The following is a 22,920-nucleotide window of genomic DNA, read 5'->3' on the forward strand; positions in this document are numbered from 1 at the left end:
CGGCTCAATCCCTATTCCGGCATATCCCGACCAGTGGTTAAAACCAAACTTTTCAATAGTTTGCCTACTTATTCTTGTATCACCAAAATACAACTAAGGCTGTTATGGCTTTATGCCGGTGTTGTTACCCAGCCTTACGGGTTCTAGTCTGACCTTACTGAAGCCGCTGAATGTTTCGGCGGGTTTATCCAGTGAGGCGTAGATCATGCAAAACGAGAAACTGAACAACGATGATGCCGCTGATTACATCGGTGTAAAACCCGATACTTTGCCGATCTGGCGCTGCACCAAGCGTTCACCACAACCGGCGTATCTAAAAGTCGGCTCAAAAATCTGGTACTTGAAAAAAGACCTCGACGCTTATCTCGAAAGCGTACGCGTGGAGGCGGTGTAAATCATGAAACTTAAATTTGATGTTGATAGTGGTTTGGGCGCCGTTTTGCTTTGCCCGCAATGCGGATCAACGTATTTGCACCACGATAAAGTGGAAGTGTTTGAGCGCGGCGAGGACAAGGGCGGGCTGCATATTAAAGTTACGGATGAAGTTGAGATAAACAGGGATCTTAGGGGGAACCCCAGCAATCGGCGCCACGGTTTAAAAGTTTATTTTCATTGTGAAAACTGTAATGCCATACCAGTGTTATCTATTGCCCAGCATAAGGGCAGCACCTGTATGGATTTAAATTTTACCGAGGAGCCCGAAGATGGGCCGGAAGATTTAGAATACAGGTGCAAATTAAAAGCAGCCATAAAGTCTTTACAAGAAATGAATAAAAGAAAGCCCTGATGGGATCAGGGCTTGAGAAATACCCGTAACAACGCGCAAGCCATTAGGGGTAGCCATATTATGGCCCAAGATATAGAAGCAGTAAACACCATCCGCGTTTCATGCGGCGCGAGCAAGTTTGATAATTGCCCCGTGCAGTGCGAAGCCACCAACTTTGACGAATTCGCTGATGACGTATTAGTTGGGCGCGGCACGATCAAAGGTAAAACCTTTATCTGCGCGCCGATGGCTGAGGGCTATAACAACAATCAGGAAAAGTACCCCGGCAAAAAGACGTGGCGGGCAAAGCACCTGGCACTGCCGCGCTGGTTCGCGCCCTTCGACTGCGACGGCTTCGACAGCCCGGAGATTTACCACAAGGTGCTGGAGCTGCTGCAACGCTTCTATGGGTTTGCCTATACCACGGCCAGCCATACGCCTGAGGCGCCGCGCTGTCGTGTGGTGCTGATGCAAACCAAGGCGACTGACCGGGATGACGGCATGGCGGTATGCGAATCCATCCAATCGATGATCGAGCGCGAGCTGGGTGTTGGCGTGGTGAAGTTCGACAAAAAGGTCTACCCCGGCGAACAGCCTTTATATACACCCTTGGAAGGTGCAGAGACGTTTCGCTTCGCTGGCCAGCCGGTGGATGTTGACGCCATGCTGATGCTGGCGCCCGCCAGAAAGCCGAAAGGTAAAAGTGGCAATCAATCCAGACTGGAACGGGTAAAGAGTGACGATAAAATCCTGCAAGCCATGATTGAATTGGGCATGGTGCGCAGCACTGAGGACGGCGAAAAGTATCTGATCGAATGCCCGTTTGCCCATGAGCACAGCATGGACGGCGGCGATAAGGAAACCATGTATTGCTTGGCGAACACCCATGGACACCCCTACGCCGCTTTCAGTTGCTTCCATGGTCATTGTGTCGAGCGCACCCAGCCGGAATTCGAAGTGGCGGTACTGGCACGGTATACGAAGAAAACCGGCAAAAAAGCAGACTGGGGCGTGCAATCAGCGGTTACGGTGCCTGTCGTCGAAACAAAAGATACCGGTATAGCTTGGTTGTTAAAAAATGCACCCATGGCTGTCAAGGCTTATATCGACTGGTACATGAGCAACGCGCTGATGGTAAACCAAGTTTTTGCTTTATTCAGTTGTTTGCTATTCGCCCAAGCGCTAGTGGGGTCATCGGTAGCCTTGAAGCGCGGCACGCGGCCTAACATATGGATGATTATTTTAGCTGAGTCGGAAGCGGGCAAAGGCGACATTTTAAATATGCCGGTTAAGGCCATCGAACAGCTTTCCAAAATTAATTATGAAGTGGCGGTGCCGGTGTTTGAGCGTAGTTATGAATCCTATGCCGGCCTGTGGTGGCAGTTCGTGGAGACACCTACGCAGATACTGGTTGACGAAGAACTCGGACAAACTTTAGCGGCGGTGGTCAATGCCAAGCCGGGAAGTGAAGGCCATAAATTAAGAAGAACTTGGCTCGATCTTTATAATAAAGCGGACGTGGAAAATATAGCGCCTGCTCGTTACTCGAAACGGCAAAAGGGCGCTAATGAAATGCCCATCCTGCACTATCCTTGTCTGTCGATTGTCGGCACTGGTGTGCTTGAGGTGGTGGCATCATTAAGCGCATCGACTTCAAGCGAAGGATTAACCAACAGGTTTTTACTAGCCTGCCTCAATTACACCGCCGACGTTGGCAATATCGACGATGAAATAGCCCCACTGCCCGATGTACTAAGTGAGCAGGTAGATAAGCTATGTCGGCTGTCCCCGAAAAATCCCATGGAACAGGTATTGAATAGTCCTGACTGTCAGGTAAAACCAGTGGCGCAAACGTATATGAAACCCCGGCTACTTAAAACCTATGCGGATTTTAATAACGACTGGCGCGCTGAAATGAAATATGGCCGGGAGCGTGCTAAAAGCCTGCTGGATATCTGGGGGCGCTACGCTGAAAAGGTAATCAAAATCGCCATGCTGCTATGCGTAATGGACAGTGGCGATACGTTGACAAAAGCTAATTTTGAATGGGCTAAACGCTTTGTCCGTTGGTCTAACGAAAACTCGTCCAAGCAGTACACAGCAGGCGGTGGCGGCGCAGCAAACGAAATGGATGCCATGGCTAAAGGCTTTATGCATGCTTTCGATAAAGCCCCGGTGGTTAGGGATACGGGCGCCGTACTTAGCAGTGATATAGGTAAATATGCCGGTAGGAAATGGCGGGACAATAAGGACAGTTTCTCACGCGAGCGAGTAATCAAGACACTCGTTTTTGATGGCTTGATTGAGGAAGTGCCATTGGCGAATAACAAGGGCGTGAGCTACCGGAAGCTGCTGCAATGAAGCACGAAGCCACCTCCCCGCCACGGGTGGCTTCGCTCGAAACACGCGAGATAGAGCGGCTACTTGGGGAGTGAAGCCATGAAGCCACTTTTGTGGAAATAGATATGTAGATCAGGGAAAGCGGATAAAAATTTTGCACTCTCTATCTATGGCTTCATGGCTTCATATGTATACAAACAGCTCTAGCACGGGGATTTGGCGTGAAGCCATGGTGTTGCTTCACATGGCTACATTGGCTTCACATTGGAGAATGGCTATGAAAACCAAATTGCTGGTCCCGGCAATGTATGCACGGGAAATGATTGATGGTCCGGATCTGGATCGCTATTTGGCGAGTGGTAGTTACCTGATCGGGACACGCCCCAAAAAACCAAGTGCAGTTTTGGAGCGCCAGCGTAAATTCCAGCGTCGGCGCGCTGAGGCTGGTTATAAAATCTTAAGGGTTTTATTGCCGGGATATGTTTTTAACGCGCTGCACGCTGAACTTAAGGATGGCGAAACTATAGCTGAACTTGTGGAAAGGTTAATTTCTAACACTACTGATAAATCCTTATCACAAGAACACAATTAGAAATCTTGTGAATTCCCATATGGAAGACCAGAAGCCCCATGTAGCCGAGGTATCCGCCGTGGACCTTAAACAAGCGATACAGGCAATGCAGCAAAAAATCCCACATAACAATTGCCGTTACGCACTTTTAAGATACCGCAAGAACCCCAGCGACCCAGACAAACTGGCCGCTGTGGTGGAGTGTGCGCTTAAGGCAAACGCTTGGGATCTGGAGCAACTGCATCCGAAATTCCACGCGTTGCACATTTTGAATTACCTGAATGAGACGGCACAAAAAGACTTCGGTGACGAACAGCGGTTCACCATGGACATGATCTGGCGGGAAGAACCCAAAGGGCGTGCTAACTAAGGTCGTAACGGACCGATAACGGACACTACGTCCGCTGTTTACTGGCCGAAAAGGCTAATAAACATTGGCGTTGGTGCCAGTGGGGTTACACAAGGGTTACATGGCCTTGGTTCGACCTCCTGTGAGGCCGCACAGGACGCGCAGAAATCGACCAAGCCAATGCGACGGGCACGATCCCAAAACGCCCCACGCGCAGCCACGCTGAGCCACGCAGGGGATTTGGAGGTTAGTTATGGGTATCACAGCACCATCAACCGCGTCTGACGATCAGGAGCGCGCACGTCGGGAGGGCACGGAACTGTGGGGAAGAACCAAGGCTTTGCTTGACGAACTGCAACGGCTCCAAGCTCAACAACCTGCACCAGATCCTGATAAGGCCACCAAGAAGGCCGCCAAGATCGCCCGGATGGCCCATGCTCGTGAATCCCGCACCAACGACCTGCACACTGCGATGGACGCTGCAATTGAGCGCCACCGGCCTCAGCTCCCCATGTCTCTGTGGAAGTCCCGGCGCAGTCGTGCTGATTGGCTGGTGAAGCAGATGAAAGACCCTCCGCACTGGCGCACTATCGACAACTATTTAAATACCCTGCATATCTAACTTTACAAGTACAGGGTATTTAACTTTCAGGCCATACAACGAGCCCGTAAAGCGATATAAATATTCCAGCTACCAAACAGTTGGAGTAACCATCAAATGTCTCGAAGCGATGTAGCAGTTGAACACCGTCCAGTTGTCAGCCTGACCCCGAAGGACTGCAAGTTAAGAGAATCCGTAGGCAACGAGTTTAAAATTTTCGTACCCGCTGGAGTACCCATCGAACGGCTGAGCGAGTCAAGTTTCTACGCCACTATCAGCTCCCAGTTCCATCCGGGGGATGAGCTGATTATATGCCCGGTTGACCGCACTTACTGGGCGCGCTACTTGATCCTGCAAGCGGGACAAGGCTACTGTGAAGTTCATCAACTGGCCTTTGTCCAGCTCCCGGCAATGTTGTGCGCGGTGGGCGAACGTCTCCCGTCCAACCATAAATTAGTTTATTGCGGCCAAGAGGAAATGTGGTCGGCAGTACGCAACTCGGATGGCGTCGTTATTATCAGGAACGCGATTAGCCAGGAAGCATGCCTTGCCGAACTGCTGCAACATGCCAGTCTCAGAGGTTAACTATGGACACCCGCATAAACGCAGCCCTGCAAGAAACGGCCATCCAGTTCATATCGTATAACGGTGAACTCCCAACGCTCGCCAAGTATGTCGCGGCTTCCATGGGACAAACAGCACCGGATATGGAAACACTGACGCACTACATGCGCAAGACCGAAACCCATACCGAACTCGTAAAATATGGGGTAGGACTTTGGAGGAACACTAACGGCAGCTGGTCATTAGTCAGCCTCGCAACGCCGCCGACACTTGAAGGCATGCGTTATCGCTTGGAACATTTCCCAACATCGAACACTCAATGTCGCTGGTGCCTGCAAGACGCTAAACGGCTAGCCGATATCGACCTTATCGTCGAGAAAGATATACGCGGCGAGCCCATGCATAACTCGCGACTTCACAAGGTTTGCATGCGTCCATGGTTAACGATGCGCATGCAAGTAGCACGCTCCCCGGCTAAAAGAGAGTCTTTAATATGACCCTCCAGTCTGCATTACTTGCAGCGGTGCAAACGCTGCCTAATGCCGCCTACATCACCCAACAGATAAAGGTTCGTACCATGTCCCTGTCCCAACAAGTAATTGCAGCTCTGTTTCAAATCACTAATGCTGAACGCTATGGTTTTTATATGGCCGAAGAACACGTTTTGGTTGAAAAGATTCTTGAAGTCGCTGAGCTGCCCATGACGGGTGCCGCCGAAGTTAAATCCCGGCTGCCCGGCTTGACGGCGACACTAAATAAAATCGGCGTCGAAGTTACCCGCAATGGAGACTATCTGACTGTTTGGGGACCGGGGGTGAAACATGCCTAACGATCTCGTTGAGACCCTGAGTGCCGGTGAGATTGCCCCGTACAACGAAGGCATGCCGGTGCTGGCGCCTTTATCGCCAGCACCGTGGGGCACTACCGATGTGGACCTGCTGCGCGAAGATCACCGCCAGCCCCAAACCCTGACTTTTTTCGGCGCCTCACTCCCTTCCGGCACCACGGAAGCACAGGTGCAGGCGGCCCTCGACGACTTCGGACAGAGGTTCGAGACAGACTTTTCGAGTCTCGGCTACCCGGCCGGGATGACCAACTTCGCCATTAAGTTTTTAAAGGAGCGAGCACTGAATCCACCCCGGCAAGTGCGCGCCAACCACAACTTCGAGTTGCCAAGTGAATTATCTGGCGATTACCTGGCTAACGATTTTTGCAATAGGCTCGAAGGGCTTGCTGGGACAATTCCGCAGAAGGTCCAGTTCCTGAACGCGGCTTTAAAATGGCTGGCAAAGCAGGCAAATCATAGTTCACAAGTTGTTGGGACTGAGGGGGCAAGCCCGACATCGCCAAGGATGGCCCATTCCACTGAGGTTATGCTCGGTCAGCTCTCAGAAGCAGATTACAATCGCGTTGTAGCGACCAACAACAAAGCCCAAGCCGAAACAATGAATAGGCTCGCGGCTAAATACGGCGAACATTCTGCCCAACAAGTTGTTCAACTGGCACAAAATTACCTTAACAGTCTCCCTGCCAATGAACGGGCGCACTTCGATCAGTTCACCGGCAATTGGGTTCATGCCATGAATACGCCGGAAGTAATCGAAGGCCTGTATAACATGGCCATTGGCGCCAACAGCATCGGAACGAACGGTGTAGACATCGCCCGCGAAATAGCGGCCTTTGAAAGTATGCTTAAAGTGCCTGCCGAAAGGGCCCGCTACATGAAAGACCCACAAATGCAGGCGAGGCTAAGGGAACTTTATGCGAGGCGCGGAAATTGAAACGCTGTAAGAAGGTACTTATTCAAATCGAACAGCAACAGCGCCGCGCCGAAAAGAAAGCTCGGCGCGTTAAGCGCAAAGAGGGTAAATGAAATGGCAAACGTAGTCAGGCCACGGCCAAGTAGCAGAAGCTACGCATCTATTACAATGAGTACGACATCCACCGGCGAGTCCGAGATTATCGACCTAACCGGCTTAACCCTGTGCAACGTCCAGATGTCGACAGTTGGCTGGACAGACGCACGGATCGGATTCACCGGTACGGTTAATAACTCTACGAACTTTTTGCCGCTCTACAATACTGCTGGTGACCCCCTGACTTATCCCACCAGCGCAAATAGGCTACTGGTGCTTAATCCTGCCGAGTTCACAGGCGTGCAACGTCTAAAACTCGTCTCTGAAACTAGCGCTGGAGTAGCTACAGCGCAGGCAGCAGCGCGGACGCTGGTCCTAGGCTTAAATGAGGTTTAATGAAATGGACACTATTATCGGAAGTAACCCACTCTTGTTAGAGGCAAGGGAAGCCCGCGATAAGTTGGCATTGAAAGACACCAATGAAAGGTTGTTGGCTAAACTCGACGATCTTTTAGCAAAGGCGGCGGGTTCAGGGCTTCACGGCGGGGAGCAGCAAAAGTTGCGTAATCTTCTGGCGCAAGCGGAGGCTTTAAAATGAGTTCTAAACTCGCGTTGATTGCACGGCGCATGAACCTGCAATCACCAGAAAAAGCACCAGCGCCCGCCGATGATGATCTGTCCGCCGCGATCCAGCGGCTGGTCGATCAGCGCATCGAGGCTGCACAGCAACAGCCTTCACCTCATGTTCAGCGCCTGCTCGACCAGCAGTTCAAACCAAAGACAACCTACACCGACTTCGCGCAGATCCCATCGACGCCAAGACCAAAAACCCCACCGAATTTTGAAGCTGTTGTCAGCCAACGCGACCAGTTTGGCAGGATTGCAAAAATGATTAGCAAGCCAATRAATGGCGAAGGCCCAACATTCGAGATCCAAGTCACCCAACGCGACGAAAACGGCAACATCCACCGCGTCGTGAGTTCGCTGGTTGATGACCCCAGCACAATGAGGGTATGACCATGGCCGTCCTTTGGTTCACGCCGAATAACGCAGTGTCCGAGGCCAGTGCGTTGGTAAAAGCCTTGTCCGAATGGTTGGACCAGCAACCCATGCAGCCTGTGCGCCCGTTGAAGGTCGAGTTCGTCGAGTACGACGACGGTTCGCTGAGCGCGATCTCCACGGCGCCGCTGATGGAGTTGGTGAAATGACCGCCCGGATTGGTGCGCCTAAGACTGGCGGACGCAAACGCGGCTCCATCGACCGCGAAGAACGAAAACTGCTGACCGATAAAATGGCAGCGGACTTGATGTTCTGCTATTCCAAACTTGGCGGACGTAACTGGTTACTGGAATACGCCAAGGCTAACCCACGGGAATTTATCCAGTTTGGGCTCAGTAGACTCTGGCCAGCGCCGCAAAAAGATGACGTAGACTTTGTGCAAAATAATCAGTTTAATTTCGACGGCACCAACACCGTCGAAGCGGCCCGCCGTGTTTGCTTCGCCTTGAACGCAGGGCTGCATGCGCAGCAGCAACTGGAACAGCAGGGCGAGCTTATCGAAGCCGGGATTACCCCCGAAGAAGCCTACCCGGCGCCACGCTGGCAGAGTCCCGATGTCGTGCCGGACACACCCCTGCTCCAGCCTGAACCCATCGCTGACCTCGACCGTGAACGCTGGGTGCAGGAACTGGCGTTGACGCCTGAACAGCGTCTGGACGCCGCTGCGATCCGCGAGACGCGCGAAGCTAGCATTACGAATTACCACGGCAGCAGTGCCGAACAAGGCCATGGCCCCGTCCAGCGTCAATCAAGCGCCAACGCAGGCAAACCCACGTCAGCGCAGCTATGCCGTCGGCTTTCTCGACGTGGTCGGGAGCTGCTGTGAAATCTACGACTGGCGTAGCCGCATAATCGCATCCGTGAGGGCTTGTGCATTTTTGTCCAGCGTTTCCATGGCAGTCATTGCGTTATCGGCGACACTTCCCACCCCATTCTCTGAGAGCCAATTTGTGACTTCTTCGATGGCAGCAGCTAAGGCGTGCTGGTTGTGCAGGAGCAATGTCAGGGCATCCGCTGTGGCGATGTGAGTCTCTGAAGACATGGCTATCGTCCTTGAGTAATGGTGCGGGAAGCCTAGTTTAATTTGCCGCTGCAATCAGCTCACGATTCCGTTGCAGATCCGCCAGCACCAAGGCGCCGACATCCTGCATCAGGTGGGGGTCGAATAGGTCGTCTCCCCGGTCGTCAATTAGACAGAAAGCGACGTTGCCGGCATGCGCCAGCATCAGCAGGCTATCGCCGTCCGGGAGCGGAATCAGCGCGTAGACATCACAGCGGGAGCTTTCAAGAAGGGCTTGGCGAATTTGTTGGCGAGCTTGTGCATCGATATTCAGGATCATGGCGGGGCACTCCGCTTTAGCAGCATTTATTAAGCGCCCTGCAATTTGGGGGAATTAAATCGGCGCACCTTTGAGTGTAGCGCAATACCAAGGCCTCCCTTCGGGAAGGGCTTGGTAGGTGATAGGGGCCGCAGCCCCCGAAATATCAGGAAGGAATTGAAGCAAGAAGAGCGGGAAGGAGAGGCAAATACGTGGCGGCGAGATTCCCGGCCGTGCCTTCAAGGACGGTTTTGACGGAGCTCAAGCATTCTCGAATCATCCCCGTTTTAGGCGTTGGAGCTTTTAACTGGCTACGGATAGTTTCTAAATCGCTCTGGAGCTGGTCGCGATCTTTTGAGTTGTTCAGCTCACCGATGGCGGGCAAAAGCTTTTCTACGAAGGCCGATATGCCGCTGAGGTCGGCGTTTTGAGTATAGGTTTGGGTCGAACCGGTTGTGCCCTGCTGAAGCTGGGATCCGGTCATATTTTCGATATTGATGCTGTAGGAAATGTTACTCGCTGCCGTTTTTTCTGTTGGTGTAAATGTCATGCCTTCTCCTAGGATACCTTGCCTTTCCAGCTCAAGTGCGAAGTCGAGGATCTTGTTGCGAACCGTAGCAATGATGCCGTGAATTATATTGACCCCCACTTCAAGAGCTGGCTCAAACCGAGCGTCAGTACCGTTCATAATTTGTTCTGCCATCTCTGCGGGATACATAAGGAGTACTGACTCCCCGACTCCCGCTCCAGCGAACTGACAAAGTTCGCCCATCGGTTGATGAAGGCGACGTTCAGACAGCATCTTCTGCGCTTTGGCGCCCCTGACTTCGAGCGGAATCCAGCCTAGATAGGGGTTTCGGCAAACAGTTCTTCCAACAATATGGCGATATCCGGGAACTGAACTGCGTGTTGGATAGCCACTCAATTCGTGTTCCAACCACTGGTCGATCGTAGTGACCCCCAGTTTTATCGAGACCACCCTAGCCTTTCGAAGCAGGCTGAGAATTGGAACGCCATCTTCGTTTAAGGCGTCCGCTTGAAGCTCAAGAACAAGACCAGTCATGCCAGCACCCTCACCGTTAGAGGAGGCAGGTTGCCATAAAATTTGCTGGGTGACGAAAGGGCTCTGCAAGCCCTTGTGTCTTACAGACTTGATACAGGTACGAAACCACCAAGGCGGATTCTGCGTCCCGACCGGTGCCGATCAGCGGCTAGCGTCACCCCAACGTAACCCGGACAGAAACAACAAGGGCCTGCATCGCTGCAAGCCCTTGTTTTGTATCGAATTCTATTGAGTGTTTAGCTATTTATAGCCGGACTTTAAGTCCGGTTCTTTGAAATGGGGTATTTACGCGGCAGTAAATTCGACAGGGAAAGGAATGGCTGCCTGGGCCGATTGCAATTTGGTCAGGGTTTCACGCACCACTTCCTTTGCAAGGCAGGCGCATTTGCCGCATTGGCTGGCAACGCCGGTGGCCTGACGGACTTCTTTGTAGCTGCAGCAACCCTCATAGATTGCATCGCGGATTTGACCGTCGGTGACGCCAGTGCAGAGGCAGACATACATAAGTGAAAACCGTCGTTGGTTGTGACTCAATTGCGATGGATCTTAATGTTAACGAGAATGATTGTCAAAGTGCTTTCTGAAAGCTTCACGTTATAAGCGCACGTGACCGACGAACGGTTTTTGCCTGGCAATCTGCCAGTCACTGACATGACGGGAAATTGGACGCTCCTGCAAAATCCGTTGAGGACAGCTCAAATACGCCGTGTATGATGTGCGGTCCTTGCGAAGGGGATCGTGTCACAGGGCTGTCGCCTGAGGGTGGCAGGCTGATGCGAATCCAGTTCTTCACGTTAATAGACCAGGAGATATCCAATGAGCGTACTCGTAGGCAAACAAGCCCCGGACTTCACCGTTCCAGCCGTCCTCGGCAATGGCGAAATCGTAGACACCTTCACCCTGTCGTCGGCCATCAAAGGCAAATACGGCCTGGTGTTCTTCTACCCACTGGACTTCACCTTCGTTTGCCCGTCCGAGCTGATCGCTCTGGACAACCGCATGGCTGACTTCAAGTCCCGCAACGTTGAAGTGATCGCCGTGTCCATCGACTCGCACTTCACCCACAACGCCTGGCGTAACACCCCGGTAAACAACGGTGGTATCGGCGAAGTTCGTTACACCATGGCTGCCGACATCAAGCACGAGATCGCCAAGGCCTACGACGTTGAGTCCGAAGGCGGCGTGGCTTTCCGTGGCGCGTTCCTGATCGACGACAAAGGCGTTGTCCGTTCGCAGATCATCAACGACCTGCCGCTGGGCCGTAACATCGAAGAGCTGGTCCGTCTGGTCGACGCTCTGCAATTCCACGAAGAGCACGGCGAAGTTTGCCCTGCCAACTGGAAAAAAGGCGACAAAGGCATGACCGCTTCGACCGAAGGCGTTGCGGCTTACCTGACCGAGAACGCTGCTGCGCTGTAAGGCAGGTTCGAGGCATAAAAAAACCGGCCCTTGAGGCCGGTTTTTTTATGCGCGGGATAAACCTGACGACAGATCAGTCGTTGAAGTCTTCCCAGCCGCCCATTTCTTTCCAGCGATTGACGATGCCGCAGAACAGCTCGGCCGTCTTCTCGGTGTCGTAGCGAGCTGAGTGAGCCTCACGACCGTCGAAGTCGATATCCGCCGCCTGGCAAGCCTTGGCCAGTACGGTTTGACCGTAAGCCAGACCGGCAAGGGTGGCGGTGTCGAAGCTGGAGAATGGATGAAACGGGTTACGTTTCATGTCCAGGCGTGCGACCGCTGCGTTGAGGAAGCCCAGGTCAAAGCTGCTGTTGTGCCCAACCAGAATCGCCCGTTTGCAACTGTTGGCTTTCAGGGCCTTGCGGATGCCACGAAAGATATCGGTGAGTGCCGCTTCTTCGCTCACCGCCATGCGCAGCGGATGATCGAGCTTGATCCCGGTGAACTCCAGCGCGGCGGCTTCGATGTTCGCGCCTTCAAACGGCTCTACACGAAAGAAGTAAGTGTGGTCGGGGTACACAAACCCTTTGTCATCCATCGCGATGGTGGTTGCAGCAATTTCCAGCAGGGCATCGGTGGCCGAGTTGAAACCACCGGTTTCTACGTCGACGACAACTGGCAGGTAGCCACGGAATCTGGCTGCCATCGGATGACGAGGACCGCCTCCGCCGCCTTGACCGTCCTGTTCGTCGTCGAAATGGTCTTCACTCACGCGTGTTCCTCCAGCAGGCGCCAGCGCAGTTTTTCACCGGCGCGCAGCGGGATAACAGTCAGCTCGCCAAATGGCAGGCTGGATGGGGCGGTCCACTCTTCACGGACCAAAGTAATGCGGTCGGTGTTCGCTGGCAGGCCATAGAAGCGCGGGCCGTTGAGGCTGGCGAACGCTTCGAGCTTGTCCAGCGCATTGCGCTGTTCGAACGCTTCGGCGTACATCTCGATCGCAGCAAAAGCGGTGTAGCAACCGGCGCAACCGCAAGCGGCTTCTTTGGCGTGCTGGGCGTGTGGCGCCGAGTCGGTGCCGAGGAAGAACTTTTCGCTGCCGCTGGTGGCGGCGTCGAGCAGGGCTTCCTGATGCGTATTGCGCTTGAGGATCGGCAGGCAATAGAAGTGCGGCCGGATTCCGCCCACCAGCATGTGGTTGCGGTTGTACAGCAGGTGATGCGCGGTGATGGTTGCGCCGACGTTGGCCGAAGCCTCGTTGACGAACTGCGCGGCGTCGGCTGTGGTGATGTGTTCGAACACCACTTTGAGCGTCGGGAAACGCTCGACCACACGACGCATGTGCTCATCGATGAAGATTTTTTCGCGGTCGAACACGTCGACATCGCCACGGGTGACTTCGCCGTGAATCAGCAACGGCATCCCGACTTCGGCCATGGCCTCAAGTGCAGGGAAAATCTTGTCGATGCTGGTGACGCCAGAGTCCGAATTTGTGGTCGCGCCGGCCGGGTACAGCTTGGCGGCGTACACGAAACCGCTGGCCTTGGCCTCGCGAATTTCTTCGGGCTGGGTGCGGTCGGTCAGGTAGAGCACCATCAACGGTTCAAAACGACTGCCGGCCGGGCGTGCAGCGAGAATCCGCTGGCGATAGCCGTCGGCTTCAGCGGCGTTGCGCACCGGAGGTACCAGGTTGGGCATGATGATCGCGCGACCAAAGGTGCGCGCGACATCCGCAACGGTATTGGTCAACACGGCACCATCGCGAAGATGAATGTGCCAGTCGTCGGGACGCAGCAGGGTCAGGCGGTCGGACATGAGGGGATTCCAGGCGGGTCAAACTCAGGGGAATGCTACCGGAAAAGACTCTTGCAGGCACTCGCTATCAAGTTTTGCAGGAACGTACCGATATGAACTACGTAGCCGTAAACACGCGTGTGTCGGTCTTTTTGTTGCAGAAGCCAGTGGAGCCTCCCGTGCGCCAGCGTTATTTAGCCTTGCTCAGTGTGTTTGCCAGCCTTCCTGCGATGGCGCTCACTTTCCAGACCCGTCTGGAGAATATTGAGTGGACGGTCGAAGGGGACAAGTTCGAATGTCGCTTGATTCAGCCGATCACCGATTTCGGGTCGGGTGAATTCGTTCGCCGTGCCGGCGAGCAGGCGACGTTTCGTCTGAAAGCCTACAACGCGATGATCGGCGGTGGTTCGGCGACCTTGCTGGCGGCTGCGGCACCCTGGCAACCAGGGCGTGGCGACATCAACCTGGGCTCCGTGCGGATCGGCAGCGGYAACGTGCTGTTCAACAGCTCGCAGGCTCAGGCCGGGCGCTTGATCAGTGGGCTCATCGATGGCCGTAGTCCGGTAGTCCGGCATTCCTCCGGCGATGGCCGGGTGTCGGAAGTGCGTCTGTTGCCGGTCAAGTTCAGCAAGGCATTCAACGACTACCAAGGCTGCGTGGCGAACCTGCTGCCAAAGAATTTCGAACAGGTTAAACAGTCCGAAGTCGGCTTCCCGGGTGAGAGCATCGATCTTGATCCACAGGCCAAGGCCAAGTTGCAGGTGATGCTGGAGTTCATGAAGGCTGATCCGTCGGTCAATCACATTGAGCTCGACGGGCACTCCGACAACAGCGGTAATCGCCTGACCAACCGTGAGCTCTCACGCCGCCGCGCGTTGGCGGTGATGGACTTTTTCAAGGCCAACGGTATCCAGGAGTCGCAGATCACCCTGCGCTTCCACGGCGAGCGTTACCCTGTGGCGCCGAACACCAGTGCCACCAATCGGGCGAAGAATCGCCGGGTTGCGGTACGTCTGGAGCGTGTGGCACCGACCGATAAAGTCGCGCCTCAAATCGCATCAGGCACGCCGGCGGCCACTTCCTGACTTGCCGGTCATCGTCGCGCTCTCGACAGATTCTGTCGCTTCGTCGTCATAAGCTGTCGCGCCTCTGTAAATTGTCCCGTTTGAGCGGTAGACTTCCCGGCTTTCCGTAGAACCCCGTGGAGTGATGGCATGGCGGACGTAAACAAGGTCGTTCTGGCGTATTCCGGCGGCCTGGACACTTCGGTGATCCTCAAGTGGCTGCAGGATACTTATAACTGTGAAGTCGTGACCTTCACCGCTGACCTGGGTCAGGGCGAAGAGGTCGAACCTGCACGCGCCAAGGCACAGGCCATGGGCGTCAAAGAGATCTACATCGACGACTTGCGCGAAGAATTCGTGCGCGATTTCGTTTTCCCGATGTTCCGCGCCAACACCGTTTACGAAGGCGAGTACCTGCTGGGTACTTCCATCGCTCGCCCGTTGATCGCCAAACGCCTGATCGAAATCGCCAACGAAACCGGCGCTGACGCCATTTCCCATGGCGCCACCGGCAAGGGTAACGACCAGGTTCGTTTCGAACTGGGTGCGTACGCCTTGAAGCCAGGCGTGAAAGTGATCGCTCCGTGGCGCGAATGGGACCTGCTGTCGCGTGAAAAGCTGATGGATTACGCTGAAAAGCACAACATCCCGATCGAGCGCCACGGCAAGAAAAAATCCCCGTACTCGATGGATGCCAACCTGTTGCACATCTCCTATGAAGGCGGCGTGCTGGAAGACACCTGGACCGAGCACGAAGAAGACATGTGGAAATGGACCGTCTCCCCGGAGAACGCTCCAGACAAGCCTCAGTACCTGGAACTGACCTACCGTAACGGCGACATCGTTGCACTGGACGGCGTCGAAATGACCCCGGCCACCGTGCTGGCGACCCTGAACCGTATCGGTGGTGAACACGGTATCGGTCGTCTCGACATCGTCGAGAACCGTTACGTGGGCATGAAGTCCCGTGGCTGCTACGAAACCCCGGGCGGCACCATCATGCTGCGCGCCCACCGTGCGATCGAATCGATCACCCTGGACCGTGAAGTGGCTCACCTCAAAGACGAGCTGATGCCGAAATACGCAAGCCTGATCTACACCGGTTACTGGTGGAGCCCTGAGCGTCTGATGCTGCAACAGATGATCGATGCGTCTCAGGCCCACGTGAACGGCGTTGTTCGTCTGAAGCTGTACAAGGGCAACGTGATCGTGACCGGTCGCAAGTCTGACGAATCGTTGTTCGATGCCAACATCGCGACCTTCGAAGAAGACGGCGGCGCTTACAACCAGGCCGACGCGGCGGGCTTCATCAAGCTCAACGCGTTGCGCATGCGCATTGCTGCGAACAAGGGCCGGAAGCTTTTCTGAGCCCGTTGAAGCGGTGATAGAGCTGTGGCCTTGTCGGTGACAAGGCCACAGATCTGAAAAAGGGAGCGTTTCCTGCCGTACATTGTGTATCCAGCTTTCTTCTTGTTACGTGTTCGATGACTTCTGCTTTTACTCTCTCCTGGAGCGTTGTCCTCCTCGGCTATCCGGCGCTCACGCCATAGTCGTCATATCCTGCGAACTCACGTTGTAAGCCACCCAGAACACTGGGCTGTGGCGCTTCTTGGCTTGCCTTGAATACTTGAGCGCACTTTCCTGCAGCAATGCCTCTGAATCGGTACAGGTGAGAAACACAGTCAACCGTGCAGTGGACCTCTGAGATGGCTGGGCCTCCTCAATCAAGGTGTTGAAGTCCATTTTCTTGCTCATCCTTCTGACATCGACGATGCACAAGCCTCTGAACGATGTCGGTAATCGTACTTGATGCTCGACCAGCAACTCGGTGGAGTCTGTCGGGGGGACGCGCTCCGGCTTATCTGCGTCGGACATGACCTTTATGAAATGCTTTCCTTTCTCAAAGTCGGAGGGGGCATAGAGTGATCGGTAGTTGAAATTGAGTGTGGCAAAGAATAGCAAGAGCAAATAAAAKGGAAAACTAATAAGGAACCAGATGTAAATCTCGCGCTCTTCATCGTCGAGAAAGGGAAGAGAAATAGCCGCTGATGCTTCAGACAGTGTTGCGAACAAGGCAATGATTGTCATGGGGTTGGTAATTTTTCTTCTGGGTTTCATCATGTTTTATGCTCATAGAATAATAATTTTTCTCGGTTAGTTGGTTTGTTTATTTTGCTGATGTTTGTGGGTTTGTTTTTTTTGTGGTTGTTTGTTGTTGTATGTCCTTGGTTTTGGTTGTTGATGGTTTCTATCGTAGCTGGGTTTGTGGCGGTTTCGGTATGTTTATTATTCGTATTTGATAAGTGTCAGGCGGTCTTGGTGCTTAAGTGTTGCCGATTGTTTGTTTTTGATAGTGGCTGAGACAGTAGTTGGGTGTTTAGTGTTAATGGTCGAAGACTTTTTTCTTGAAATGCCGGTTGATTCTTGAGCGTAGTTCAGTTTTTATCGTTTGCCGGGGCGTCCGCTCAGGTTTTTTCTACTTTTTTTCGATGTAAATAGATACAAATAAAATTAAAAAAGCAGCACGTTGGCGGGCAGGTTAAATTTCAGACACACAGTATTTGTGCGTTTTTTGTAAGACTTATCCTTCTTGTTTGTAGGGAATGTCTCTCGGTGCAGGTCGCCGAGGGGGGCGGCATGCCATGGATGAAACGACTAGGCTATTGTGCGGGCTCTAAAAATTCGAACAGCGAAATTGGACTTGCCCATGAATAAAGTGCTGATCGTGGATGATCACCCCGTCATTCGTCTTGCGGTACGTATGCTAATGGAGCGCCATGGCTACGAAGTCATTGCAGAAACAGATAACGGCGTGGACGCACTGCAACTTGCCCGCGAACTTATGCCGGATATTGTCATTCTGGATATTGGAATACCGAAGCTGGATGGATTGGAAGTCATTGCGCGACTGACATCGACGGCGATGCCGCTGAAAGTGTTGATACTGACCTCGCAGGCGCCTGGGCATTTCTCCATGCGTTGCATGCAGTCGGGGGCTGCCGGTTATGTTTGCAAACAGCAGGACCTCACTGAATTGCTCAGTGCGATAAAAGCCGTGTTGTCAGGCTACAGTTACTTTCCGAATCAAGCGTTGCATACCGTTCGGTCCAGCCTTGGAAATGCCAGCGAAGCTGATATGGTTGATCGCCTTTCGGGGCGCGAAATGATGGTCTTGCAACAGTTGGCCAGAGGAAAGACAAACAAGGAGATCGCCGATGGAATGTTCCTCAGCAATAAAACCGTCAGTACTTACAAGACCCGGCTGTTGTTAAAACTCAATGCTCGCTCCCTGGTCGATCTGATTGAACTGGCTCAACGCAATGGCTTGGTTTAAGTGTCRCTATCATTTGACGAGGTCACGATGAGAGGGCGCTCATCAAGGATTGGCACTTAGTAAAAAGCCTCCGTTTCGGGAGGCTTTTAAGTGCTACAAGTCAAAATCGTAATCGGCCAATTGCTTTTGCAGTCGGCGTTCCTCCAGCAAATTGTCGATGGTGCGACGTTTGCTCAGGTTGGTCTTTGCCACTTCAACCACCGGTTCCGCGTCATCGGCTTCAACGGGTGTGAAGTCGTCTTCTACGTCCAATTGCTCTTTGCCAGTGCTCATAAGGTCAACTCCAGGCTAAGACTGCCTTTGGCGCCCCTTATATCGGCAATCGTCCGGCGGGTAAAAAAGATTTTTTCAATCGATACATCAATATTTTTAATAGTGCCTCAATCGTCTGAGGTCTTGTGCTTGTATTCGCACAAATCCTCGATCCGGCAACTGCCGCAGCGAGGCTTGCGAGCCAGGCACACGTAACGCCCATGCAAGATCAACCAGTGGTGGGAATCGAGCAGGTATTGCCTGGGCACAAACTTCATCAGTTTCTGCTCCACCTCGACCACATTTTTGCCGGGAGCAATGCCGGTGCGATTGCTGACCCGGAAGATGTGGGTGTCCACCGCCATGGTCAGTTGGCGAAAGGCGGTATTGAGCACCACGTTCGCCGTCTTGCGACCGACGCCGGGCAGCGCTTCCAGTTCCTCGCGGGTTTGCGGTACTTCGCCGCCATGGCGCTCCACGAGCAGGCGGCAGGTTTCGATCACGTTTTTCGCTTTGCTGTTAAACAAACCGATGGTCTTGATGTATTGCGACAATCCCTCGACGCCTAACGCGTGGATCGCCGCTGGCGTATTGGCCACTGGATAGAGTTTGGCTGTGGCCTTGTTGACGCCGACATCGGTCGACTGGGCGGAAAGAATCACTGCAATCAGCAATTCAAACGGCGATGAATAAGCCAGTTCAGTCTTCGGCTCCGGATTGTCTTCGTGAAACCGGCGGAAAATTTCCAAACGTTTTGCGGCATTCATGGGCGATGCGTTTCCTCGAAAACAGTCAATCAATGAGAGGGCGTCGAACGGGCCCACGCCTGACGTACAGCGATCAGTATCCCCAGCAGGATGAATCCGCCAGGGGCCAGGGTGGCAAGGTGCAGACCACCGTTACCCATGAGTTCGCGCAGCAGACCCAAGCCCACCATCAACACGCCAAACAGCGCGCACAGACGTAGCCGATCAAGGCGTGGGCTCTGGAAAAATCCGTTGTATTCCAGCACAACGCATTGCAAGGCAATCAATCCGGTGTAAAGAGCCAAAGGCTGGTGCCATTGAAGCGACCAGACCTGTGCCGCCATTTGCGCGCAACTGGTCAGCGTGGCGGCCAGCAGGATGCAGGCAAGCAAGCGGGAGGACGGAAGCAGCCGGGATCGCAAGGCCCACATGCCAACGCCATAAGCGCTGATGACCACGATGAACATCAGCCACAGCCCGAGCGCCGCCGTCCAGGAGCTCGTTGCACCGATCAGGGGCGCAAGCATCAGCGAGTTTTGCAGGGTCGATGACTTAGTCATGAGCGCTGTTCCCGATCATGTGTTGCGAGTGTTCATCGAAGTAACGCAAGGCGTCATGAATGGCGCTGATCACCGCTCTTGAGGTGATGGTGGCGCCCGCCACCTGATCGAATTGCCCCTGATCCTTTTTCAACGCCCAGCCCGTGTCACCGGGGTCGTTCCGAGATTTTCCGGCAAACACCTGGAGCCAGGCATTGGGCCATTCGGCAATCTTTGCGCCCAACCCCGGGGTTTCCGATTGCTTGAGGGTTTTGACCCCCAGTAACTTGCCGCTAGTGTCGATGGCGATCAACAACTCGATCGAGCCTTCGTAGCCCAGGGTCTGGCTGCGCAGCAATACGGCGCTCGGTTGGCCGCCCTTGGTCGCGAGGTAGCCACCCAGCAGTGTGCTGTTGGCCAACGGGATGCCGACGAGGGCAAGCGACTGTTCCAGCGGTTGATTGTCGTACTGTTGCGGCGGGAGCAGGTCCAGCAGCTTGCGGCTGTCGATCAGCCGTTGTGCAGCGGCAATGCGGGGTGCGCTGRTCTGTTGCACGAGGTAGGTCGCGCCGATTCCCAGTCCGGCCAGTAACACCAAAATCACACCACTGGATGCGCGGCTCATGGGGTTACTTGCTCCTGCCTGGACGCGACAAAACGCTCCAGCGCCGGCACACACAGGTTCATCAACAGCACGGCAAATGCCACGCCATCCGGATAGCCGCCCCAGGTGCGTATCAGATAAGTCAGTAAGCCCACGCCGATGCCAAAGAGCAATCGGGCGCCGGGGCTTTTTGCGCCGGACACCGGTTCCGTGACAATGAAAAAGGCCCCCAGCAGGGTGGCACCGGTGAGCAGATGAAACAGCGGTGAGCCGTGGGAGTCGGAACCCGAACCGTTCCAGCACAGCAGGCTGATGACGAACAGACTCGCGAGCATGCCGACCGGCGCATGCCAGCCGAACACCCGCCGTTGCAGCAGAAATGCACCGCCAGCCAGAAAGGCCAGGTTGACCCATTCCACGCCGCGCCCGCCGAAATGGCCAAACGCCGGGTTGCCGGCGAAGAGTTCATCCATGGTCAGGCTTTTATTGATGCGCAGGCTATCCAGCGCAGTGGCCTGCACCCAGGCGTCCGGTGTCTGGCCGAGGCTGAAGCCGAAAATGTGTTGCAAGCCGCCGAGCAGATCCATGCCGTGGGAGGACGGCCAGTGCGTCATTTGCTGAGGAAAGGTCACCAGCACCAAGGCGAATCCGAGCATCGCCGGGTTAAACGGATTTTTGCCGACGCCGCCATACAGCTGTTTGCCCAGAAGAGCGAACGCCGACGCACAGACCGTCAGCCACCACGGGCAGTAAGGGGGCAAGGCCGCCGCCAGCAGCGTCGCACTGACCAGCGCGCTACCGTCGCTCAAGGTTGGCATGAGCGGACGCTGGCGCAGTCGCATCACGGCGCCCTCAACAGCCAGCGCGGTCACCGCCGTCAGTAGCAGGTTGATCAATACGCCCCAGCCATACAGCCAAAACAGCGTCAGCATCCCCGGCACGGTCGCCAGTAATACCAGCTTCATGGCCTGCTGGAGGCGTTCGTCCACCGGCTCAAGGGGCGACATAGGCATCCACCTGACGCTGTGCTTCCAGCAGCCGCGCGCGAGCCTTGTCGATCAATTCGCTCGAGGTGTCGACGCTTCGTTCAAGCTTGCTGACGTCGGCACGGGCGTAGGCCAGCTCGGTTTTCAGTTGTCGAAGCTGGCTGTCGATGGGGCGCTTTTCGACGCGCACCAGGTCCGGTAGCGGTTGGTCGCTCGTTGCTTCAGCGGCGTGCAAAGCATGTTCCGCCTCGCCGAGTGCACGTTGCAGGGCTTCGATCTGCTCGGCCGGTGCTTCGCTGGCCTGGGCTTTCTTGAGTTCGGCGCGACGCATGGCCAACTGGATCTTCGCGCGTTTGAGATCGGCGTCCTTCGTCGGTGCAATGGTTGGCGCAGCGGGTGGCGGTGAAGTGCTTTCCAGTTGCGCCAAGGCCTGCTCGGCCACCTCGAATTGTTGTTGCAACACGATCAGTTGCGACTGCTGCTCGAAGGTCGGTGGATGCCCGAAGGCCTTGAGCGACTTGTTCAGTTGCGCCCGACTCATCGCCAGGTCGATCTTGGCCTTTTTCAACGCGGCATCGGCGTTGGCCGCTTTTTGTGCGCGCACGCGTTCAAGGGCTGCCTGTACCGGGTCGGTCGTAGGCGCTTCACTGTGCACAACGGAGCGTTGGGCACGGGCCTGGCGTTCAGCGAGTTTTTGTTCCTCTTCGCGCTGCAGGCGGGCATTGCGCTGTTCAAATCGGCGTCGTGCCCGGTTGCGCTTGGCGGCGCGTGCCTGTTGCTCTTCAAGGCTTGTGGCCAGTCCGCCGACAATTGGCAGCACCGTGTCTAGCGGCAGCGGTCGCATCTCGATGCAGTCCACCGGGCAGGGCGCCACGCACAGGTCGCAACCGGTGCATTCATCGACGATCACTGTGTGCATCAACTTGGCCGCGCCGACGATGGCGTCAACCGGGCAAGCCTGGATGCATTTCGTGCAGCCGATGCATTCGGCCTCACGAATGTAGGCTATCTGCGCCGGGGCCGAGCCGCGACTGATGTCCAGTTCCAGCACCGGTACTGTCAGCAACTCGGCCAGGGCCTCGATGGTTTCGCTGCCGCCGGGCGGGCACTTGTTGATCGGCTCACCGCTGGCGATGCCTTCGGCGTAGGGCTTGCATCCGGGGTGGCCACACTTGCCGCACTGAGTCTGGGGCAAGAGGGCGTCGATGCGTTGAATCAGACTCATGTTTTGATCAGTCCGCTAAATCCGAGAAATGCCACTGCAATCAGTCCGGCCCCGATCAACTCGATCGGCAGGCCTCGAAAGGGCAGGGGGACATCGTTATCGAGTGTGCGCTGGCGCAAATCGCTGAACAGGCTCAGCACCAGCCAAAACCCCAGCCCGGCGCCGAGGCTCAGGGCGGTTGCGTGAAAGAATCCTTTGTCGTCCTGGGCGTTGAGCAACGTCAGGCCGAGCACGCCCGCGTTGCCTGCCAGCAGCGACCAGAGGCCGTCGAACGCCAGCGTCGGCAGTAGCCGTGACAGTGCTTTCAACAATGGCCCAATCAGCAGAACGCTCAATGGCAAGAACACGAATAGACGCAGTGATGTCAGATCCAGCGGCACCAGCAACCAACGGTTGGCCAAATAGCCCGACAGGCCGACGATCAGCGTCAGGCATGCCGTCGCTATACCCAGCGCATGGACTTGCCGATGCTCATTGCCCACCAGTGGAT

Annotated in this window: 32 protein-coding genes; 18 read left to right on the forward strand and 14 right to left on the reverse strand. The window is 54.9% G+C overall.

The window, feature by feature from the left end; all coding sequences use genetic code 11:
- Positions 1-205: 205 nt before the first annotated feature.
- The 14 genes from AC1D2P_RS17510 (at position 206) to AC1D2P_RS17575 (ending at position 8,932) form a co-directional block, all read left to right on the forward strand.
- Positions 206-394 (forward strand): hypothetical protein, encoded by a 189-nt coding sequence (locus tag AC1D2P_RS17510; RefSeq protein WP_477758013.1) that lies wholly within the window; start codon positions 206-208, stop codon positions 392-394.
- Between the two features lie 3 nt (positions 395-397).
- Complete coding sequence (locus AC1D2P_RS17515) at positions 398-787, forward strand: hypothetical protein (RefSeq protein ID WP_477758014.1); 390 nt, start codon at positions 398-400, stop codon at positions 785-787.
- Positions 788-847: 60 nt separating this feature from the next.
- Complete coding sequence (locus tag AC1D2P_RS17520; RefSeq protein ID WP_477758015.1) at positions 848-3,127, forward strand: hypothetical protein; 2,280 nt, start codon at positions 848-850, stop codon at positions 3,125-3,127.
- A gap of 256 nt (positions 3,128-3,383) precedes the next feature.
- Positions 3,384-3,698 carry a hypothetical protein gene (locus AC1D2P_RS17525; protein WP_477758016.1) on the forward strand — a complete coding sequence of 105 codons (315 nt, stop codon included), beginning with the start codon at positions 3,384-3,386 and terminating at the stop codon, positions 3,696-3,698.
- Positions 3,699-3,756: 58 nt separating this feature from the next.
- Positions 3,757-4,047, forward strand: a complete 291-nt coding sequence (locus AC1D2P_RS17530) for a hypothetical protein (protein ID WP_477758017.1) — start codon at positions 3,757-3,759, stop codon at positions 4,045-4,047.
- 232 nt (positions 4,048-4,279) lie between these two features.
- Positions 4,280-4,648, forward strand: coding sequence for a hypothetical protein (locus AC1D2P_RS17535; RefSeq protein ID WP_477758018.1), 369 nt, complete (start codon positions 4,280-4,282; stop codon positions 4,646-4,648).
- Positions 4,649-4,744: 96 nt separating this feature from the next.
- A complete protein-coding gene (locus tag AC1D2P_RS17540) occupies positions 4,745-5,212 on the forward strand; it encodes a hypothetical protein (RefSeq protein ID WP_477758019.1) in 468 nt (155 codons plus the stop codon).
- Positions 5,213-5,214: 2 nt separating this feature from the next.
- Positions 5,215-5,688: a hypothetical protein gene (locus tag AC1D2P_RS17545; protein WP_477758020.1), complete on the forward strand. Its 474-nt coding sequence runs from the start codon at positions 5,215-5,217 to the stop codon at positions 5,686-5,688.
- On the forward strand, positions 5,685-6,020 hold the full coding sequence (locus AC1D2P_RS17550; protein ID WP_477758021.1) for a hypothetical protein: 336 nt from the start codon (positions 5,685-5,687) through the stop codon (positions 6,018-6,020). Before AC1D2P_RS17545 ends, AC1D2P_RS17550 begins: the two co-directional genes overlap by 4 nt.
- Entirely contained in the window at positions 6,013-6,972 is a 960-nt protein-coding gene (locus tag AC1D2P_RS17555; RefSeq protein WP_477758022.1) for a hypothetical protein, read from the forward strand. Before AC1D2P_RS17550 ends, AC1D2P_RS17555 begins: the two co-directional genes overlap by 8 nt.
- A 475-nt stretch (positions 6,973-7,447) precedes the next feature.
- Positions 7,448-7,645, forward strand: a complete 198-nt coding sequence (locus AC1D2P_RS17560) for a hypothetical protein (protein ID WP_477758023.1) — start codon at positions 7,448-7,450, stop codon at positions 7,643-7,645.
- Entirely contained in the window at positions 7,642-8,064 is a 423-nt protein-coding gene (locus AC1D2P_RS17565) for a hypothetical protein (protein WP_477811527.1), read from the forward strand. Before AC1D2P_RS17560 ends, AC1D2P_RS17565 begins: the two co-directional genes overlap by 4 nt.
- A 2-nt stretch (positions 8,065-8,066) precedes the next feature.
- Positions 8,067-8,255, forward strand: coding sequence for a hypothetical protein (locus tag AC1D2P_RS17570; RefSeq protein ID WP_477758025.1), 189 nt, complete (start codon positions 8,067-8,069; stop codon positions 8,253-8,255).
- Complete coding sequence (locus tag AC1D2P_RS17575; protein ID WP_477758026.1) at positions 8,252-8,932, forward strand: hypothetical protein; 681 nt, start codon at positions 8,252-8,254, stop codon at positions 8,930-8,932. Before AC1D2P_RS17570 ends, AC1D2P_RS17575 begins: the two co-directional genes overlap by 4 nt.
- Before the next feature lie 3 nt (positions 8,933-8,935).
- Here AC1D2P_RS17575 and AC1D2P_RS17580 read toward each other — a convergent pair whose 3' ends face one another.
- From AC1D2P_RS17580 to AC1D2P_RS17595, 4 genes are all read right to left on the reverse strand, one after another.
- Positions 8,936-9,148, reverse strand: coding sequence for a hypothetical protein (locus AC1D2P_RS17580; protein WP_477758027.1), 213 nt, complete (start codon positions 9,146-9,148; stop codon positions 8,936-8,938).
- 37 nt (positions 9,149-9,185) lie between these two features.
- Complete coding sequence (locus AC1D2P_RS17585) at positions 9,186-9,446, reverse strand: hypothetical protein (protein WP_477758028.1); 261 nt, start codon at positions 9,444-9,446, stop codon at positions 9,186-9,188.
- A 145-nt stretch (positions 9,447-9,591) separates the two neighbouring features.
- Positions 9,592-10,488, reverse strand: coding sequence for an AbiTii domain-containing protein (locus AC1D2P_RS17590; RefSeq protein WP_477758029.1), 897 nt, complete (start codon positions 10,486-10,488; stop codon positions 9,592-9,594).
- Positions 10,489-10,773: 285 nt separating this feature from the next.
- Complete coding sequence (locus AC1D2P_RS17595) at positions 10,774-10,992, reverse strand: bacterioferritin-associated ferredoxin (RefSeq protein ID WP_007943567.1); 219 nt, start codon at positions 10,990-10,992, stop codon at positions 10,774-10,776.
- A gap of 312 nt (positions 10,993-11,304) precedes the next feature.
- On the opposite strand from AC1D2P_RS17595, the gene AC1D2P_RS17600 reads away from it, so the two are divergent.
- Positions 11,305-11,907: a peroxiredoxin gene (locus AC1D2P_RS17600; protein ID WP_477758030.1), complete on the forward strand. Its 603-nt coding sequence runs from the start codon at positions 11,305-11,307 to the stop codon at positions 11,905-11,907.
- Between the two features lie 73 nt (positions 11,908-11,980).
- On the opposite strand, the gene rnt is transcribed toward AC1D2P_RS17600, so the two are convergent.
- Together rnt and pyrC are read right to left on the reverse strand one after the other, a co-directional pair.
- A complete protein-coding gene (gene rnt, locus AC1D2P_RS17605; RefSeq protein WP_046026482.1) occupies positions 11,981-12,658 on the reverse strand; it encodes a ribonuclease T in 678 nt (225 codons plus the stop codon).
- Positions 12,655-13,701 (reverse strand): dihydroorotase, encoded by a 1,047-nt coding sequence (pyrC, locus tag AC1D2P_RS17610; RefSeq protein ID WP_046026481.1) that lies wholly within the window; start codon positions 13,699-13,701, stop codon positions 12,655-12,657. The genes rnt and pyrC overlap by 4 nt, the downstream gene beginning before the upstream one ends.
- 158 nt (positions 13,702-13,859) lie before the next feature.
- Between pyrC and AC1D2P_RS17615 the strand changes: the two genes are divergently transcribed.
- Together AC1D2P_RS17615 and AC1D2P_RS17620 are read left to right on the forward strand one after the other, a co-directional pair.
- The gene (locus tag AC1D2P_RS17615; protein WP_046026723.1) at positions 13,860-14,765 is read left to right on the forward strand and encodes a flagellar protein MotY; all 906 of its coding nucleotides are present in this window, start codon (positions 13,860-13,862) and stop codon (positions 14,763-14,765) included.
- A 129-nt stretch (positions 14,766-14,894) separates the two neighbouring features.
- On the forward strand, positions 14,895-16,112 hold the full coding sequence (locus AC1D2P_RS17620; RefSeq protein WP_027922848.1) for an argininosuccinate synthase: 1,218 nt from the start codon (positions 14,895-14,897) through the stop codon (positions 16,110-16,112).
- A 171-nt stretch (positions 16,113-16,283) separates the two neighbouring features.
- On the opposite strand, the gene AC1D2P_RS17625 is transcribed toward AC1D2P_RS17620, so the two are convergent.
- Complete coding sequence (locus tag AC1D2P_RS17625; RefSeq protein ID WP_258667038.1) at positions 16,284-16,865, reverse strand: hypothetical protein; 582 nt, start codon at positions 16,863-16,865, stop codon at positions 16,284-16,286.
- 586 nt (positions 16,866-17,451) lie between these two features.
- Between AC1D2P_RS17625 and AC1D2P_RS17630 the strand changes: the two genes are divergently transcribed.
- Entirely contained in the window at positions 17,452-18,078 is a 627-nt protein-coding gene (locus AC1D2P_RS17630) for a response regulator transcription factor (protein WP_007943575.1), read from the forward strand.
- Between the two features lie 93 nt (positions 18,079-18,171).
- Here AC1D2P_RS17630 and AC1D2P_RS17635 read toward each other — a convergent pair whose 3' ends face one another.
- The 7 genes from AC1D2P_RS17635 to AC1D2P_RS17665 form a co-directional block, all read right to left on the reverse strand.
- Positions 18,172-18,351 (reverse strand): PA3496 family putative envelope integrity protein, encoded by a 180-nt coding sequence (locus AC1D2P_RS17635; RefSeq protein WP_007898493.1) that lies wholly within the window; start codon positions 18,349-18,351, stop codon positions 18,172-18,174.
- Between the two features lie 107 nt (positions 18,352-18,458).
- Complete coding sequence (gene nth, locus AC1D2P_RS17640) at positions 18,459-19,097, reverse strand: endonuclease III (RefSeq protein ID WP_046026478.1); 639 nt, start codon at positions 19,095-19,097, stop codon at positions 18,459-18,461.
- A gap of 29 nt (positions 19,098-19,126) precedes the next feature.
- Positions 19,127-19,636, reverse strand: coding sequence for an Rnf-Nqr domain containing protein (locus tag AC1D2P_RS17645; RefSeq protein WP_109785027.1), 510 nt, complete (start codon positions 19,634-19,636; stop codon positions 19,127-19,129).
- Entirely contained in the window at positions 19,629-20,240 is a 612-nt protein-coding gene (locus AC1D2P_RS17650; protein ID WP_477811528.1) for an RnfABCDGE type electron transport complex subunit G, read from the reverse strand. The genes AC1D2P_RS17645 and AC1D2P_RS17650 overlap by 8 nt, the downstream gene beginning before the upstream one ends.
- Positions 20,237-21,226, reverse strand: coding sequence for an RnfABCDGE type electron transport complex subunit D (locus AC1D2P_RS17655; RefSeq protein ID WP_223523514.1), 990 nt, complete (start codon positions 21,224-21,226; stop codon positions 20,237-20,239). The genes AC1D2P_RS17650 and AC1D2P_RS17655 overlap by 4 nt, the downstream gene beginning before the upstream one ends.
- The gene (rsxB, locus tag AC1D2P_RS17660) at positions 21,213-22,430 is read right to left on the reverse strand and encodes an electron transport complex subunit RsxB (RefSeq protein WP_109785029.1); all 1,218 of its coding nucleotides are present in this window, start codon (positions 22,428-22,430) and stop codon (positions 21,213-21,215) included. Before rsxB ends, AC1D2P_RS17655 begins: the two co-directional genes overlap by 14 nt.
- Positions 22,427-22,920, reverse strand: a 494-nt coding sequence (locus AC1D2P_RS17665) for an Rnf-Nqr domain containing protein (protein WP_477811529.1), incomplete at its 5' end; no start/stop codon positions are given. The genes AC1D2P_RS17665 and rsxB, both read right to left, overlap by 4 nt.

The organism is Pseudomonas sp. P1_F1_2 (genome assembly GCF_056405815.1).